Raw genomic sequence first — 13,991 nt, 5'->3', positions numbered from 1 at the left:
TGGCGACCGGCCCGTGCGCGCCCTGATTTTCGTTTGACTATAACCGGCCGCAAACGCTACCGTGGATGCCATTTTCCATGGAACCGGCGGCCGTCCGCCGGACATTAGCGGAGCGATATGCGACTCGTGCTACTCGGCGCGCCCGGCTCGGGCAAGGGCACCCAGGCCGCCCGGCTGAAGGCCGACCTGGGCGTGCCCCACATCTCCACCGGCGACATGCTGCGCGCCGCGGTGGCGGCGGGCACGCCCACGGGGCTGCAGGCCAAGGCGGTGATGGACGCCGGTCGGCTGGTCTCCGACGACATCCTGCTGGCGATGCTGGAAGAGCGCCTGGCCCAGCCCGACGCGACGGCCGGCTTCATCCTCGACGGCTACCCGCGCAACCTGGCGCAGGCCGACGCGCTCGACCACCTGCTGGCCCGCATCGGCCGGCCGCTGGACGCGGTGGTGAAGCTGGAGGTGCCGAACGAGGTGATCATCGGCCGCTGCGAGATCCGCTACGCCGCCGAGCACCGCAAGGACGACGACCCCGCCGTGGTGCGCGACCGGCTCAAGGTCTATGCCGAGCAGACCGCGCCGGTGGCGGATTTCTACGCCCGCCGCGGCACGCTGCAGGTGGTGGACGGCGTGGGCGGGCTGGACGAGGTCACCGCGCGGGTGAAGCGCGCGCTCAAGGCCGAGTCCGCCGCCGCGAACGGCTGAGCTGCAGCTTCCTCCCTCTCCCCTGCGGGGAGAGGGTCGGGGTGAGGGGCCGGGCGGAGCGTTACCTCCCGTTTCGCCAGCGCTCTAAAGCCCCTCTCCCCCAACCCCTTTCCCGCAAGCGGGCGAGGGGGCGCAAGTCCCGAAGGAATCCACTCCACCATGCGCCTGCACATCCTCGGCATCTGCGGCACCTTCATGGGCGGCGTGGCCGCGCTGGCGCGCGAGCTGGGGCTGGAGGTGGAAGGCTCCGACGCCAACGTCTACCCGCCGATGAGCACCCAGCTCGAGGCGCTGGGCATCCGCCTGATGGACGGCTATGCGGCCGCGCACCTGCAGCCCGCGCCCGACCTCGTGGTGGTGGGCAACGCGATGACCCGCGGCAACCCGGCGGTCGAGTACATGCTCGACGCGCAACTGCGCTATGTCTCCGGCCCGCAGTGGCTGGGCGAGACGCTGCTGGCCGGGCGCGAGGTGCTGGCCGTGGCCGGCACCCACGGCAAGACCACCACCACCAGCCTGCTCGCGCACCTGCTGGAAAGCGCAGGCATGGCGCCGGGTTTCCTGATCGGCGGCGTGCCCGGCAACTTCGGCGTGTCGGCGCGCACGGGCACGGGCAGGCCGTTCGTGATCGAAGCGGACGAGTACGACACCGCGTTCTTCGACAAGCGCTCGAAGTTCGTGCACTACCGGCCGCGCATCGCCATCCTCAACAACCTGGAATACGACCACGCGGACATCTTCCCCGACGTGGCGGCCATCCAGCGCCAGTTCCACCACCTGGTGCGCACCGTGCCGGGCAACGGCCGGCTGGTCGTCAACGCGCACGACGAGCGCCTCGCCGAGGTGCTGGCGATGGGCTGCTGGACGCCGGTGGAGACCTTCGGCATCGGCCGGGGCGACTGGCGGGCGGAGCTGGTCGAGGCGGATGGATCGGCCTTCGTCGTGCATCGCGGCGGCGAGCGGCTGGGCGAAGTGCGCTGGCCGCTGCTGGGCCACCACAGCGTGATGAACGCCCTGGCCGCGCTGGCCGCCGCGACGGCGGCGGGCGCCGATCCGCGCACGCTGCTGCCGGCCTTCGCCAGCTTCGAGAGCGTGAAGCGGCGCATGGAGGTGGTGGGCGAGGCGGACGGCGTGCGCGTCTACGACGACTTCGCCCACCACCCCACCGCCATCGCCACCACCCTCGCCGGCCTGCGCGCGAAGGTGGGCCGGGCGCGCATCCTGGTGGCGCTGGAGCCGCGCTCCAACTCGATGCGCCAGGGCGCGCACGCCGAGGCGCTGGCGCCTTCGCTGGCCGATGCCGATGCGGTGGTGTTCCTGCAGCGCCCCGAACTGCCGTGGGACGCGCAGCGCGTCACCGGCGCGCTGGATGGCCGCGGCCGCACCGCGCCCACGGTCGACGCGCTGCTCGCCGCGCTGCGCGCCGAGGCACGCCCCGGCGACCACGTGGTGTTCATGTCCAACGGCGGCTTCGAGAACGCGCCGCGCCGCTTCGTCGAACTGCTCCGCCCCTGACTCCCTCTCCACCTCGGCCAGCGTCCTCTCCCCGTGGGGGAGAGGGCGAAAGGCCGCGAAAGGGAAAGAATTTCACGCCAGCGGCGCGTCGAAGCACGGCGGCCGGTGCTGGTATTCGCGCTGCGCGGCCAGCCACACCGCGATGCCGAAGCTCAGCGTGACCAGTGCAAGCGCGCCGCCGCCGAGGGCGTAGCCCAGCGCACCGAGCAGCCAGTAGCCGCCCCAGTAGGTGACCATCGCGCCCAGCGTCACCGCGATGTCGACCAATGCCCGGCCCAGCCGGCCTTCCGGCCCGATCAGGTGCACCGCCAGCGCCACCAGGCTGGCGGCCGCGCCCACCACCAGCGCATCCAGCAGCATGCGCCACGGCGCGGTGGCATGGGTGAGCACGATGCCCAGCGCGGTGTAGGCCACCGTGGTCAGCGCGGTGATCGGCACCAGCACCAGCAGCGCGTCGGTCAGCGTCTTCTGATAGTCGGCACGGGTGGCCGGCGCCAGGGTGAGGTAGAGGTCGGCGAGGTTGGGTCGCATGCGGCGCATGCCCTGGCCCAGCCGCGGGAAGCGCGCCAGGCCCAGCAGGATCGCGTAGGCGCCCACCATCACCGCGTCGAAGTGCTGGCGGTGCATCACCGCGACCACGTAGAACGACACCAGCGCCGCCACCAGCAGCAGGCGCAGCGCGATGGCCTGCGGGTTGTCGTGCGGCAGCAGCAGGCGGCGCACCAGCACCATGCGCCGCAGCGCGGAAGGCCGGGCGCGGTAGCGCGCCAGCGCCCGCGCCATCGCACGCTGCGCGGTGGCGTCGAACAGCCGCAGGAGACGCCGGCCCACCGCGCCGCGGCGTGCCGGCGCGCCGTCGGCGCTACGCGAGCGGCCGAGCTGGGTGTTCTCCAGCGGCGAGCTGTCGATCTGGCGGTCCTCGACGCGCAGCAGGTCGCGCAGCGCCAGCCGCAACAGCAGCGCCGCCAGCAGCAGCGCCAGCGGCACCGCCCAGGGCGAGGCCGCCAGCACCAGGGCGGCCTGTGTCGCCAGCCCGGGCTTCCAGCCGGCCAGCACGAACAGCGCCCAGACCAGCAGGTTGAGGTAGCGCTCGCTGCCCGAGGCCAGCCCGAACGCGCCCAGCAGCAACACCAGCGCCCCGGCCAGCAGCGCGTGCGGCACGCCCAGCAGCAGGCCGAGCGCGGTGGGCAGCAGCACCCATTGCAGCAGGTGCAGCAGTCCGGTCCAGGCGAGCCGGCGGCGGAAGCCGGGCAGCAGCAGGCTGTCCGGCTGGCACAGGCCGCGCAGGTCCATGCCCAGCAGCATCGACCACAGCCAGATGCCGGAACCCAGCAGCACCGCGGCGATGGACGCCGCCGCGATGCCCGTCCACGGCACGCTGGCCAGCGCCGTGGCGCCGGCCAACCACATCAGCTGCAGCAGCGCGGCGGCCAGCGGCGCGTGCCGGAAGGACAGCAGCCACAGCTGCCCGACCGCCCTCATGCCAGCTCCACGAACAGGTCTTCCAGCGTGGGCTGCTCGATGCGCAGGCTGGCGCCTTCACGCTCCGCCAGCGCGCGCAGGCTGTCGGTGAGCGGGTCTTCCACCAGCAGCTGCGCCTCGCGGTCCTTCAGCGTGGCCTTGAGCAGGCCGGCCACCGCGGGCGCCTGCGTCCAGCCCTCCGCCCGGGCGAGCACGACGCGCTTCATGCGCTCGCGCAGCTCGCCCAGCGGGCGGGTGAACCGGATCGCGCCGTCGCGCAACAGAGTGATGTCGGCGTCGGCGCGCTCGAGGTCGGCGGTGATGTGGGTGGAGAAGATCACCGTCTTGCCGGGCGCCTGCATCAGCTCGAGCAGTTCGGCCATGAAGGCCCGGCGCGCCTGCGGGTCGAGGCTGGCGACGGGCTCGTCCAGCACCAGCAGGTCGGGCCCGGGCGCGATGGCGCGCACGATCGCCAGCTTCTGCCGCTGGCCCTGCGACAGCTCGCCGATCTTCTGCTTCGGGTCGAGCTGCCAGTCGCCCAGCAGGCGCGCGGCCAGCGCGTGGTTCCAGCCGGCGTAGAACGCGGCGGTGAAGTCGAGGTAGGCGCGCACCTTCATCCACGGGAACAGGTCGAAGGTCTGCGGCACGAAGCCGATGCGGTGCATGCGCTCGCCGCCGGGCTCGGTCATCGGCTCGCCGAACAGCGCCACCGTGCCGGCGTCGACAGGCGACAGGCCGAGCAGGCAGCGCAGCAGGGTGGTCTTGCCGGCGCCGTTGCGGCCGAGCAGGCCGATCACCCGGCCGGCCGGCACGTCCCAGTCGATGCCGCGCAGCACCTCGCGCCGGTCGAAGGATTTGTGCAGGCCGCGCACGCGCAGCACCGGCGCGGTGGCGGGTTGCGACATGGGCGGCAGCGGCGCGGGCATCGACATCCCCGGTTCTCCCCTTGGCGAAGGCGGTACTGTGCCGGCCGGCTTCGGCAGCGTCCAGTGGGCCCCGTCATGTCCCGTGCGCGCCGCGCTGGCTACACTCCCGGGCATGGCCGGCCGCTCCGCCACCGATGAATTGCCGCTGTTCCCGCTCTCCACCGTGCTGTACCCGGGCGGCCGGCTGCAGCTGCGCATCTTCGAGCCACGCTACCTGGCGCTGGTGCGCGAATGCACGCGCACGGACAGCGGCTTCGGCGTGTGCCTGATCCTGGCCGGGCGCGAGGCGGGCGCGCCGGCGCTGCCGGCCGCGGTGGGCACGCGGGCGCGCATCGTCGATTTCCACCATGGCGCGGACGGCCTGCTCGGCATCACCGTGGCCGGCGAACGGCGTTTCCGCGTGGCCCGCACGCGCGTGCGCGACGACGGCCTGCTGCGCGGCGCGGTGGAGTGGTGGCCGGACGAGCCGAAGCGCCCGGTGCCGGTGGAATTCGCGCTGCTGCAGGCCATCCTGGGACGGCTGGTCGAAGGCATGGCGCCGGCGTGGAAGGACGCGCCGCGCGAAGCCTACGACGACGCCGGCTGGCTGGGTTTCCGCCTGGCCGAGCTGCTGCCGCTGGACAACGAGGAACGCCAGCGCCTGCTCGAACTGGCCGAGCCCGTGCAGCGGCTGGCCGAGCTGCGCGACATCCTGCCGCGCTTCCAGAAGGGCTGAACCGCCGCCGCCGGGCCGCGTAGACTGGCCGTCCCATCGCGACGGACGCCCCGCATGCAGACCCTGGCCGGCAAGACCCTGTTCATCACCGGCGCCTCGCGCGGCATCGGCCTGGCGATCGCGCTGCGCGCCGCGCGCGACGGCGCCAACGTGGCCATCGCCGCCAAGAGCGGCGTGCCCAACCCGAAACTGCCCGGCACCATCCACACCGCGGCCGCGGCGGTGGAGGAGGCCGGCGGCAGGGCGCTGGCGCTGAAATGCGACATCCGCGACGAGGACCAGGTGCACGCCGCCGTGGCGCAGGCGGCCGAACACTTCGGCGGCATCGACATCCTGGTCAACAACGCCAGCGCGATCTGGCTGGCCGGGGTGGAAGGCACGCCGATGAAGCGCTTCGACCTGATGCAGCAGGTCAACACGCGCGGCACCTTCCTCGCCACCCGGGCCTGCCTGCCGTACCTGAAGCAGGCCGCCAACCCGCACGTGCTGATGCTGGCGCCGCCGCCCAGCCTGGACCCGAAATGGTTCGCGCCGCATACCGCCTACACCATCGCCAAGATGGGCATGAGCCTGTGCGTGCTGGGCATGAGCGCGGAATTCGCGCCGTTGGGCATCGCGGTGAACGCGCTGTGGCCGCGCACCGTGATCGCCACCGCGGCGATCGCGATGATCGACGGCGTGCAGCCGGGGCAGTGCCGCACCCCGGCGATCGTGGCGGACGCCGCGCACGCCCTCCTCGTCCGGCCCGCGCGCGCATGCACCGGCCGCTTCGCCATCGACGAGGACGTGCTGCGCGAGGCCGGCGTGCGCGACTTCGACGCCTACGCGGTCGAACCCGGCGCGCCGCTGCTGCCGGACCTGTTTCTCGATTAATCTGTACGGCCACGCGCCGCGGGTTGCGGCGCCCCTGCCTGTCCACGGAACCGCCATGACCACGCCCGCCACCTCCGACCTCACCGCGCTCGGCAAGCAGTACTGGCTGCCGGTGTACAAGCCGCGCGAGCTGGTGCTGGACCACGGCAAGGGCGCGCGCGTATGGGACACGGAAGGGCGCGACTACATCGATTTCGGCGCCGGCATCGCGGTGAACGCGCTGGGCCACGGCGACCCGGACCTGCGCGCCGCGCTCGCCGCGCAGGCGGACAAGCTGTGGCACGCCAGCAACGTGTTCTACACCGAGCCGCCGCTGCGCCTGGCCGAGGAGCTGGTAAGCGCCGCCGGTTTCGCCGAGCGCGTGTTCCTGTGCAACTCCGGCGCCGAGGCGAACGAAGCGGCGATCAAGCTGGTGCGCAAGTGGGCGGCGGCGCAGGGGCGCGGGCCGGAGCGGCGCGTCATCGTGACCTTCAGGGGCTCGTTCCACGGCCGCACCCTGGCCACCGTCACCGCCACGGCGCAGCCCAAGTACCAGGCCGGCTACGAGCCGCTGCCGGAAGGCTTCCGCTACCTCGACTTCAACGACGCCGGGGCGCTGGAAGCCGCCTTCGCCGCCGGCGACGTCGCCGCGGTGATGCTGGAGCCGGTGCAGGGTGAGGGCGGCGTGGTGCCGGCCGCGCCGGGCTTCCTCAAGCGCGCGCGCGAACTGTGCGGCGCGCACGGCGCGCTGCTGGTGCTGGACGAGATCCAGTGCGGCATGGGCCGCACCGGCACGCTGTTCGCGCATGCGCACGACCACGTGCGGCCGGACATTGTGACCCTGGCCAAGGCGCTGGGCTGCGGCTTCCCGATCGGCGCGCTGCTGGCCGGCCCGGAGGTGGCCGAGGTGATGCAGTACGGCGCCCACGGCACCACCTTCGGCGGCAACCCGATGGCCGCCGCGGTGGCGCGCGTGGCGTTGCGCAAGCTGGGCTCGGCCGAAGTGCTGGTGAACGTGGAGCGGCAGGCCAACGACCTGCGCGCGGGCCTGGCCCACATCGACCACGAACTGCACCTGTTCGACGAGGTGCGCGGGCGCGGCCTGATGATCGGCGCGGTGCTGGGCCAGGCGCACAAGGGCAGGGCCGGCGAGATCCTCGACCACGCCGCGGCGCACGGCCTGCTGCTGCTGCAGGCCGGCCCGGACGTGCTGCGCTTCGTGCCGCCGCTGACGATCAGCGACGAGGAGACTGCCGAAGGCCTGAAGCGCCTGCGCGCGGCGCTGGCCGCGTTCGCCGCGGCGTGAGCGCGGCCGCCTGTCCGTTCTGCGCGATCGCCGCGGGCGCGGCACCGGCCGCCATCGTGGCAGACGAGGGCGACGTGCTGGCCTTCCTCGACCTGCGCCAGGCCGTGCCCGGCCATGTGCTGGTGGTGCCGCGCCGGCATGCCGCCGACCTGTACGCGCTGACGCCTGACGAAGCTTCCGCCGCGATTCGCCTGGCGCAACGGGTGGCGCAGGCGCTGCGGGCCGCGTTCGATCCGCCCGGGCTCAACCTGTGGCAATCCAATGGCCACGCAGCCGGGCAGGAAGTGTTCCATTTCCACCTGCACGTGCAGCCGCGCCGCGTGGGCGACGGCCTGGCCCGCGTCTATCCCGGCGGCGAGCCACCGCCTGCAGGGGCCGACGAACTCGATGCGCTGGCGCGGTCGCTGCGGGCGCACCTGCACGGCTGAGCCGCGCCGCGGTTGCTATCATCGGCCGTTCTCCATCGATACCTCCGGGTGACGACCGATGAAATACCTGCACACCATGGTGCGCGTGCGCGACATCGACGCCTCGCTGCGTTTCTACTGCGAAGGCCTGGGCCTGCGCGAAGTGCGCCGCATGGAAAACCCGAAAGGCAAGTACACCCTGGTGTTCCTCGCCGCACCGGACAGCCCCGAAGCCGAGATCGAGCTGACGTACAACTGGGATTCCACCGAGGACTACGGCAGCGCCCGCAACTTCGGCCACCTCGCCTTCCGCGTGGAGGACATCTACGCCACCTGCCAGCGCCTGCTGGACATGGGCTGCACCATCCACCGCCCGCCGCGCGACGGCCACATGGCCTTCGTGCGCTCGCCCGACCTGATCTCGGTGGAGCTGCTGCAGGACGGCCACCTGCCGCCGCAGGAGCCGTGGGCCTCGATGCCGAACACCGGCAGCTGGTGAGTGTCGCCGCACGGCGGCCATGGCCGTAACGCCGTCGCGACGGACGTCCGCGCTCATGGTCGCGACTGGCCGGGCGTCGCACGCGCACTGCGGTAGAGGATGGCGTTTCCGTAGCCGTCGCGCAGCTTTCCATCGAGGATGTAGTCGCGCATCATGCGGAAGTACCCGTCCGCGTTGCGCGTGTCGTCGCGCGTGCCGTCCGGCTTCGTGTCGAATTCGTAGATGCCGTGTTCGGCATGCGGGAAAACCGCCAGCGTGATCGGGCGCCCCGTCTCCTGCAGGCTCCGCAGGCGCCTGATGGTTTCCCCGCTGGGGGCGTCGGCGTCCTCGCCGCCGAGGATCCACAGCTGCGGCGTGTCCAGGGTGCGCAACACCGGCATGGGATCGTACTGGGCCGGCACGCCGGCGAAGAGCAGCGGTCCTTCCTGCTTGAGTTTCCTGGTCGGCCATGCCAGCAGCGCCCATGTGACGTCGCCGCGCACATGCTTGAACCACGGTTCCTTGCCGTACTGGCGCCTGAGCGCGTCCAGCCGGTCGTAACCCGTGCGGAAATCGCTGAGCAGGATGGCCGCCGACGCGTCGGCGACCTGCATCGCCTTGGCCATCACGTCCGGCCCGTAGCCCTGGTGCTGCATGTCGTACGCGATGGCTTCGCGGTCTTCGTCCAGCGGCGAGACCGCAAGCCCGAAGCCGACGACCACGAAATCCACCGGTGCGATCCTCGCCGCCAGCGGCGCCACCCAGCCGCCTTCGCTGCCGGCCTGGTAGCCGACGCGTCCCGCGCGGGCCCCGGCCAGGCGCCTGGCTTCCTGCACGGCGGCGATGGCATCGTCGGCCAGCAGCAGGAAGCTTTGCGTGTAGCGTCCGCCGGAAGCGCCGGTGCCGCGCTTGTCGTACACGAACACGCCGATGCCCATGGCCGGGAACATCCGCTGCAGGTCGTAGAACTCCAGCGCGGAGTCGTGTTCCGCGCCATGCACCAGCACCACGATCGGCACGCGCCCATGGCCCCTGGGCAGGACGAGCCGGCCGGCCAGCGTGACGCCGGCGCCCTGGAACCGCGTGTTGGTGATGTCGAAGGGAATCCGCTTGCCGGCCATGCCGCCGAACGTGATCCGGCCGTCCCGGCAATCGGAAAAGCGCACGGCGATTCCGTCCGGACGGCCTGTCCAGCCGAGGGTGCTCGTCCAGGTGCCGTCGGGGTGGGGCGTCAGGTGGCCCGTCGTTCCGTCCTCGCGGCGCCAGCGCAGGTCGGCCGCTTCATCGGTGGCGCCGACGTCGACGAGGCCGCCATTGGAAAGCCGGTAGGCACCGATGCGGCAATTCGCGGCCGGATCGGACGCAGCGCGGGCGATGCCGCCCTGCGCCATCAAGCCGATGGCCGCGAAAAGGGCCAGCATTCCGCGGACCGGGGCAGGATGCTTCGGCGAGCGTGTTTTCATGACGACAAGAGATTTCGCTTCGGAAGACATGTCGCACCGTTGTATCGCGTGTGCCAATCCTGCCGCGTCGGTGCCGGCGCCGTATTGGACGGTTTCAAGGTGCGGCCTTGCAGGGCGCGGACATCGTCTGGTGGTATGGTCGCTCCCGGCCGGCGCCTCGCCCAATCGATGCCGAACACGATGTCCCACGGATTCAGCGGTGCTCTCGTCAGAAGGACGATCGATCGAAGCGACGCCCGGGTGCCGGAGCATGCCCACGACTGGCCGCTGCTGTCGCTCTTCGTGATGGGCTCGTACTCGAACCAGACCGAGATCGGCGAGCAGTTCGTCGCCGGCCCCTCCGCGGTCTTCTATGCGGCCGGCGCAGCACATCGGAACACCGCGGGCCCGGATGGGTTCGAACAGATCGAGATCGAGTTCGATCCGGCCTGGCTCCGGCCTGTCGGCCTGCCGAACCGCCCGGTCATGCGCTGGACGGGTGGGCGCATGGGGGCCGAAGCCCGCGCGATAGCCATGCTCTGCAGCCGCGGCGGCGTATCCGGGCAGTCCCTTCGCGACGCGCTCCAGCGGTTCCTGCGCGCAGCCTCGCTCGACGTCCCGGCCAAGCGTCCCGGCTGGCTCGATCAGGTGACCCGCCAGCTCCGGGAAGACCCGGCCCGGAGAATCTCCGAGCTCGCGCACGCGGCTGGCTTGCACCCCTCCTGGCTGGGGGTGGCCTACCGGCAGGCCGTGGGGGAGGGACTCACGAATACGGCGGCACGGCTACGCGTCGAGTACGCGGCCAGGCTGCTGCGTGAAACGGTCCTGCCGTTTGCCGAGGTCGCGATGGCGGCGGGATTTTGCGATCAGAGCCACATGATCCGGACGTTCCGCCGGATTCTCGGCCGCCGGCCGTCGGCCGTGCGGGAAGACAGGGCGCTTTTCAGGCAGGCGCCCGAAGTGGTGGCCCCTCGGGCATGAGGGCGTCCTCGATCCACTGCACTTGACGGTCGGCGCGACGCGTTTCAGCCCTTCGCCCCGCGCAGCGCCTCGCGCGCGGCCTGCAAGGTGTCGGCGATGTCCTGGTCGCTGTGCGCGCTGGAGAGGAAGCCCGCCTCGAACGCGCTGGGTGCGAGGTACACGCCGCGCGCCAGCATGCCGTGGAAGAAGCGGTTGAACAGCGCCGTATCGGCCGCGGTGGCCTGGGCGTAGCGGGTCACTTTTTCGCCGGTGAAGAACAGCCCGAACATGCCGCCCACGCGGTTGGTGCTGAACGGCACGCCTTCGCCGTCGGCCACCGACTGGAAGCCGTCGCAGAGCAGGCGCGTGCGCGCGGCGAGCGTGTCGTGGAAACCCGGCGCCTGGACCAGCTCCAGCATCGCCAGGCCTGCCGCCATCGCCACCGGGTTGCCGCTGAGCGTGCCGGCCTGGTAGATCGGGCCGGCGGGCGCGACCTGTTCCATCAGCTCGCGGCGGCCGCCGTAGGCGCCCACCGGCATGCCGCCGCCGATGATCTTGCCGAAGGTGGTGAGGTCGGGCGTCACGCCGTACAGCGCCTGCGCGCCGCCCAGCGCCACGCGGAAGCCGGTCATCACCTCGTCGAAGATCAGCAGCGCGCCGTGTCGCGTGCACAGCTCGCGCAGGCCCTGCAGGTAGCCGTCCACCGGCGGGATGCAGTTCATGTTGCCGGCCACCGGCTCGATGATCAGGCCGGCGATTTCCTCGCCCTGCGCGGCGAACAAGGCCTTGGCGGCATCGAGGTCGTTGTAGGGCAGGGTGAGCGTGAGGTCGGCGTTGGCCTTGGGCACGCCGGGCGAGGTGGGCACACCGAAGGTGAGCGCGCCGGAGCCGGCCTTCACCAGGAAGCTGTCGCCGTGGCCGTGGTAGCAGCCCTCGAACTTCACGATCTTCGCGCGGCCGGTGGCGCCGCGCGCGAGGCGGATCGCCGACATGGTGGCCTCGGTGCCGGAGTTCACCATCCGCACCATTTCCACCGACGGCACCAGCCTCGCGATGGTCTCGGCCATCGTCACTTCGGCCGGGCAGGGCGTGCCGAAGGACAGGCCGTCCTTCACCGCGCACTCCACCGCCTCGCGCACCGCGGGGTGGTTGTGGCCCACGATCATCGGGCCCCACGAGCCCACGTAGTCGATATAGCGCTTGCCTTCCACGTCCCACAGGCAGGCGCCGTCGGCGCGCGCGGTGAAGAACGGCTCGCCGCCCACCGACTTGAATGCGCGCACCGGTGAGTTCACACCGCCGGGCATCAGCATCCGTGCGCGCTGGAACAGTTCGTGGTTGGTGCTCATCGGGCGGTTCTCAATCGGAAGGGTAGGAACGGGCAAAGCGTCGAGCGGCGGCGCGCACGTCGGCGGCGCCGAACACCGCCGAGATCACGGCGAGGAAATCCGCGCCCGCCGCGACCAGCGCGGGCGCATTGTCCGGCGTGATGCCGCCGATCGCCACCCGCGGCAGTCCCAGCGCGGCGCTCTGCCGCAGCAGGTCGAGCGGGGCGCGGGGCGCGTGCGGCTTGGTCGGCGAGGGAAAGAACGCGCCGAACGCGACGTAGTCGGCGCCGGTGGCCGCGGCGATGCGGGCACGCTCCAGCGAGTCGTAGCAGGAGACGCCGATGATCGCCGTGGCGCCCAGTTCGGCGCGCGCGGCCGCCAGGTCGCCATCGTCCTTGCCCAGGTGCACACCGTCCGCCTGCACGGCGCGGGCCAGCGCGACGTCATCGTTGATGATCAGCGGCACGCCGTGCTCGCGGCACAATTGCCGCAATGCCGAGGCTTCGGCGAGCCGGCGCGCCGCGTCGGCCGTCTTGTCGCGGTATTGCAGCAGGCGTGCGCCGCCGAGCAGGGCGTGTTGGGCGACGTCCAGCAGGTCGGGCCGCGGGCCGTCGGTGATCGCGTACAGGCCGCGCGTGGTGGGTCGATTCATGTGGTGCGGGGGTGCTCGAGGCTTTCGCCGGGATGGACGAGTTGCGAGAATGGCGCATTCATTCCCTCGAAGCGATACCCCGATGAGCCAGAGCACTCCCGGATCCACCCTGCGCAAATGGATGTGCGTCGTCTGCGGCTACATCTACGACGAGGCGCTGGGCGTGCCGGAGGAGGGCATCGCGCCGGGCACGCGCTGGGAGGACGTGCCGGACACCTGGACCTGCCCGGACTGCGGCGCGACCAAGGAAGACTTCGAGATGGTCGAAGTCGACTGACGGGCCGGGCGTTGCCCGAAAACGGCCCGATTCCGCCCGCGCCGCGGCCGGGCCGTCTGCTTTCATGGCTCCCGTGTCCGATGTGCGAGGAGCCGCCATGCAACAGTTCGTTCCCCTCGAAGACGACTGGGACGTGCTCGACCAGCTCGATCCGTCCGTGCTGATCCCCTACCGCGTGGGCCTGGTGGCCGCCCACGACGCCGTTCCCGCCGCGCGTCAGTGCGCCGTACCGGTCTCGCCGTCGACCGTCAGCACATCGCCCACGCGCGCGCCGATGCGCCGGGCCGCGCCGGCCGACAGTTCCAGCACGTAGCGCGCCGGCTTGTCGCTGGGATAGGTCGCGCACGGGTCCGCCTTGCACGGCGGCACGTCCAGCTGCATCGACACCAGCCTGCGGTCGGCGTCGAAGTAGAGGATGTCCAGCGGTATCAGCGTGTTCTTCATCCAGAACCAGCGCGGCGCGGCATCCGGGAATACGAACAGCATGCCGTGGTCCGACGCCAGCTGCGTGCGCATCATCAGGCCGCGTTCCCGGCTGGCTTCGTCCGTGGCCAGTTCCACGGTGAAGTGCACGCCGTGCAGGCTCACGGCAGGCGGTGCCTGTGTATCGGGCACCGCCGCGCGCGCGTGGCCGAGGAAGAAGGCCACGCCGATCAGCAGCGGGGACATCAGCGAAGCTTTGAACACGGCGCGCGCTCCGGTCGGGTCGGGTTGACCGAGTGTAGCGCCGGCCCGCCCGGTTCCCGCGCACGAAAGTCGTCGCACCCCCTTCCCAGCGCGACGGCTCGGCGCTATGATTCTCGCCCCTTCGACGGACGCCCTCCCGCGAAGCTTTCCACCGCCACCCGGCAGCGAAAAATTCCTCGCCAAAGGTGTTGACGGCAGTAGAAAGGGATGTAGAATGGGCGGCTCACCCGGGACGAAATGTTCTGGGGCGTTTCGAGGAATCGGGCGCAAGTGGTTGATCTTT

Annotated in this window: 15 protein-coding genes; 9 read left to right on the top strand and 6 right to left on the bottom strand. The window is 71.6% G+C overall.

What is annotated here, in order from left to right; all coding sequences use genetic code 11:
* Positions 1 to 117: 117 nt before the first annotated feature.
* On the top strand, positions 118 to 702 hold the full coding sequence (locus QMK61_RS10615; RefSeq protein ID WP_302072176.1) for an adenylate kinase: 585 nt from the start codon (positions 118 to 120) through the stop codon (positions 700 to 702).
* 159 nt (positions 703 to 861) lie between these two features.
* On the top strand, positions 862 to 2,217 hold the full coding sequence (gene mpl, locus QMK61_RS10610) for a UDP-N-acetylmuramate:L-alanyl-gamma-D-glutamyl-meso-diaminopimelate ligase (protein WP_302072175.1): 1,356 nt from the start codon (positions 862 to 864) through the stop codon (positions 2,215 to 2,217).
* A 72-nt stretch (positions 2,218 to 2,289) separates the two neighbouring features.
* Here mpl and QMK61_RS10605 read toward each other — a convergent pair whose 3' ends face one another.
* Both QMK61_RS10605 and QMK61_RS10600 read right to left on the bottom strand, forming a co-directional pair.
* Positions 2,290 to 3,699 carry a hypothetical protein gene (locus tag QMK61_RS10605; RefSeq protein ID WP_302072174.1) on the bottom strand — a complete coding sequence of 470 codons (1,410 nt, stop codon included), beginning with the start codon at positions 3,697 to 3,699 and terminating at the stop codon, positions 2,290 to 2,292.
* The gene (locus QMK61_RS10600; RefSeq protein ID WP_302072173.1) at positions 3,696 to 4,583 is read right to left on the bottom strand and encodes an ABC transporter ATP-binding protein; all 888 of its coding nucleotides are present in this window, start codon (positions 4,581 to 4,583) and stop codon (positions 3,696 to 3,698) included. The genes QMK61_RS10605 and QMK61_RS10600 overlap by 4 nt, the downstream gene beginning before the upstream one ends.
* Positions 4,584 to 4,716: 133 nt before the next feature.
* Here QMK61_RS10600 and QMK61_RS10595 point away from each other — a divergent pair, with 133 nt between their 5' ends.
* From QMK61_RS10595 to QMK61_RS10575, 5 genes are read left to right on the top strand one after another with little or no spacing between them, the layout of a single operon-like run.
* The gene (locus QMK61_RS10595; RefSeq protein ID WP_302072268.1) at positions 4,717 to 5,319 is read left to right on the top strand and encodes an LON peptidase substrate-binding domain-containing protein; all 603 of its coding nucleotides are present in this window, start codon (positions 4,717 to 4,719) and stop codon (positions 5,317 to 5,319) included.
* A gap of 54 nt (positions 5,320 to 5,373) precedes the next feature.
* On the top strand, positions 5,374 to 6,192 hold the full coding sequence (locus QMK61_RS10590) for an NAD(P)-dependent oxidoreductase (protein ID WP_302072172.1): 819 nt from the start codon (positions 5,374 to 5,376) through the stop codon (positions 6,190 to 6,192).
* 55 nt (positions 6,193 to 6,247) lie between these two features.
* Positions 6,248 to 7,477 (top strand): acetylornithine/succinylornithine family transaminase, encoded by a 1,230-nt coding sequence (locus QMK61_RS10585; RefSeq protein WP_302072171.1) that lies wholly within the window; start codon positions 6,248 to 6,250, stop codon positions 7,475 to 7,477.
* Positions 7,474 to 7,905: an HIT domain-containing protein gene (locus QMK61_RS10580; protein WP_302072170.1), complete on the top strand. Its 432-nt coding sequence runs from the start codon at positions 7,474 to 7,476 to the stop codon at positions 7,903 to 7,905. The genes QMK61_RS10585 and QMK61_RS10580 overlap by 4 nt, the downstream gene beginning before the upstream one ends.
* A 58-nt stretch (positions 7,906 to 7,963) precedes the next feature.
* Positions 7,964 to 8,383, top strand: coding sequence for a VOC family protein (locus QMK61_RS10575; protein WP_302072169.1), 420 nt, complete (start codon positions 7,964 to 7,966; stop codon positions 8,381 to 8,383).
* A gap of 53 nt (positions 8,384 to 8,436) precedes the next feature.
* On the opposite strand, the gene QMK61_RS10570 is transcribed toward QMK61_RS10575, so the two are convergent.
* A complete protein-coding gene (locus QMK61_RS10570) occupies positions 8,437 to 9,855 on the bottom strand; it encodes an alpha/beta hydrolase (protein WP_302072168.1) in 1,419 nt (472 codons plus the stop codon).
* 150 nt (positions 9,856 to 10,005) lie between these two features.
* Here QMK61_RS10570 and QMK61_RS10565 point away from each other — a divergent pair, with 150 nt between their 5' ends.
* On the top strand, positions 10,006 to 10,785 hold the full coding sequence (locus QMK61_RS10565) for a helix-turn-helix transcriptional regulator (RefSeq protein WP_302072167.1): 780 nt from the start codon (positions 10,006 to 10,008) through the stop codon (positions 10,783 to 10,785).
* A 44-nt stretch (positions 10,786 to 10,829) separates the two neighbouring features.
* Here QMK61_RS10565 and hemL read toward each other — a convergent pair whose 3' ends face one another.
* Positions 10,830 to 12,113, bottom strand: a complete 1,284-nt coding sequence (gene hemL, locus QMK61_RS10560; protein WP_302072166.1) for a glutamate-1-semialdehyde 2,1-aminomutase — start codon at positions 12,111 to 12,113, stop codon at positions 10,830 to 10,832.
* Positions 12,114 to 12,123: 10 nt separating this feature from the next.
* Positions 12,124 to 12,744, bottom strand: a complete 621-nt coding sequence (gene thiE, locus QMK61_RS10555; protein ID WP_302072165.1) for a thiamine phosphate synthase — start codon at positions 12,742 to 12,744, stop codon at positions 12,124 to 12,126.
* An 82-nt stretch (positions 12,745 to 12,826) separates the two neighbouring features.
* Here thiE and QMK61_RS10550 point away from each other — a divergent pair, with 82 nt between their 5' ends.
* Complete coding sequence (locus QMK61_RS10550; protein ID WP_302072164.1) at positions 12,827 to 13,021, top strand: rubredoxin; 195 nt, start codon at positions 12,827 to 12,829, stop codon at positions 13,019 to 13,021.
* A gap of 216 nt (positions 13,022 to 13,237) precedes the next feature.
* Here the strand turns inward: QMK61_RS10550 and QMK61_RS10545 are convergent, their stop codons facing one another.
* A complete protein-coding gene (locus QMK61_RS10545) occupies positions 13,238 to 13,708 on the bottom strand; it encodes a DUF192 domain-containing protein (RefSeq protein WP_302072163.1) in 471 nt (156 codons plus the stop codon).
* Between the last annotated feature and the right edge of the window lie 283 nt (positions 13,709 to 13,991).

Source organism: Fulvimonas sp. R45 (genome assembly GCF_030504985.1).
Lineage (GTDB): Bacteria > Pseudomonadota > Gammaproteobacteria > Xanthomonadales > Rhodanobacteraceae > Rhodanobacter_A.
The sequence above is the reverse complement of the archived record's forward strand: the minus strand, read 5'-3'. Positions and strand labels throughout refer to the sequence as shown.

What these genes read in the sequence shown, in the direction of transcription:
- QMK61_RS10615 (WP_302072176.1), top strand. Translation starts at nt 118, where the DNA reads ATGCGACTCGTGCTACTCGGCGCGCCCGGCTCGGGCAAGGGCACCCAG.
- mpl (WP_302072175.1), top strand. Translation starts at nt 862, where the DNA reads ATGCGCCTGCACATCCTCGGCATCTGCGGCACCTTCATGGGCGGCGTG.
- QMK61_RS10605 (WP_302072174.1), bottom strand. Translation starts at nt 3,699, where the DNA reads ATGAGGGCGGTCGGGCAGCTGTGGCTGCTGTCCTTCCGGCACGCGCCG.
- QMK61_RS10600 (WP_302072173.1), bottom strand. Translation starts at nt 4,583, where the DNA reads ATGTCGCAACCCGCCACCGCGCCGGTGCTGCGCGTGCGCGGCCTGCAC.
- QMK61_RS10595 (WP_302072268.1), top strand. Translation starts at nt 4,717, where the DNA reads ATGGCCGGCCGCTCCGCCACCGATGAATTGCCGCTGTTCCCGCTCTCC.
- QMK61_RS10590 (WP_302072172.1), top strand. Translation starts at nt 5,374, where the DNA reads ATGCAGACCCTGGCCGGCAAGACCCTGTTCATCACCGGCGCCTCGCGC.
- QMK61_RS10585 (WP_302072171.1), top strand. Translation starts at nt 6,248, where the DNA reads ATGACCACGCCCGCCACCTCCGACCTCACCGCGCTCGGCAAGCAGTAC.
- QMK61_RS10575 (WP_302072169.1), top strand. Translation starts at nt 7,964, where the DNA reads ATGAAATACCTGCACACCATGGTGCGCGTGCGCGACATCGACGCCTCG.
- QMK61_RS10570 (WP_302072168.1), bottom strand. Translation starts at nt 9,855, where the DNA reads ATGTCTTCCGAAGCGAAATCTCTTGTCGTCATGAAAACACGCTCGCCG.
- QMK61_RS10565 (WP_302072167.1), top strand. Translation starts at nt 10,006, where the DNA reads ATGTCCCACGGATTCAGCGGTGCTCTCGTCAGAAGGACGATCGATCGA.
- hemL (WP_302072166.1), bottom strand. Translation starts at nt 12,113, where the DNA reads ATGAGCACCAACCACGAACTGTTCCAGCGCGCACGGATGCTGATGCCC.
- thiE (WP_302072165.1), bottom strand. Translation starts at nt 12,744, where the DNA reads ATGAATCGACCCACCACGCGCGGCCTGTACGCGATCACCGACGGCCCG.
- QMK61_RS10550 (WP_302072164.1), top strand. Translation starts at nt 12,827, where the DNA reads ATGAGCCAGAGCACTCCCGGATCCACCCTGCGCAAATGGATGTGCGTC.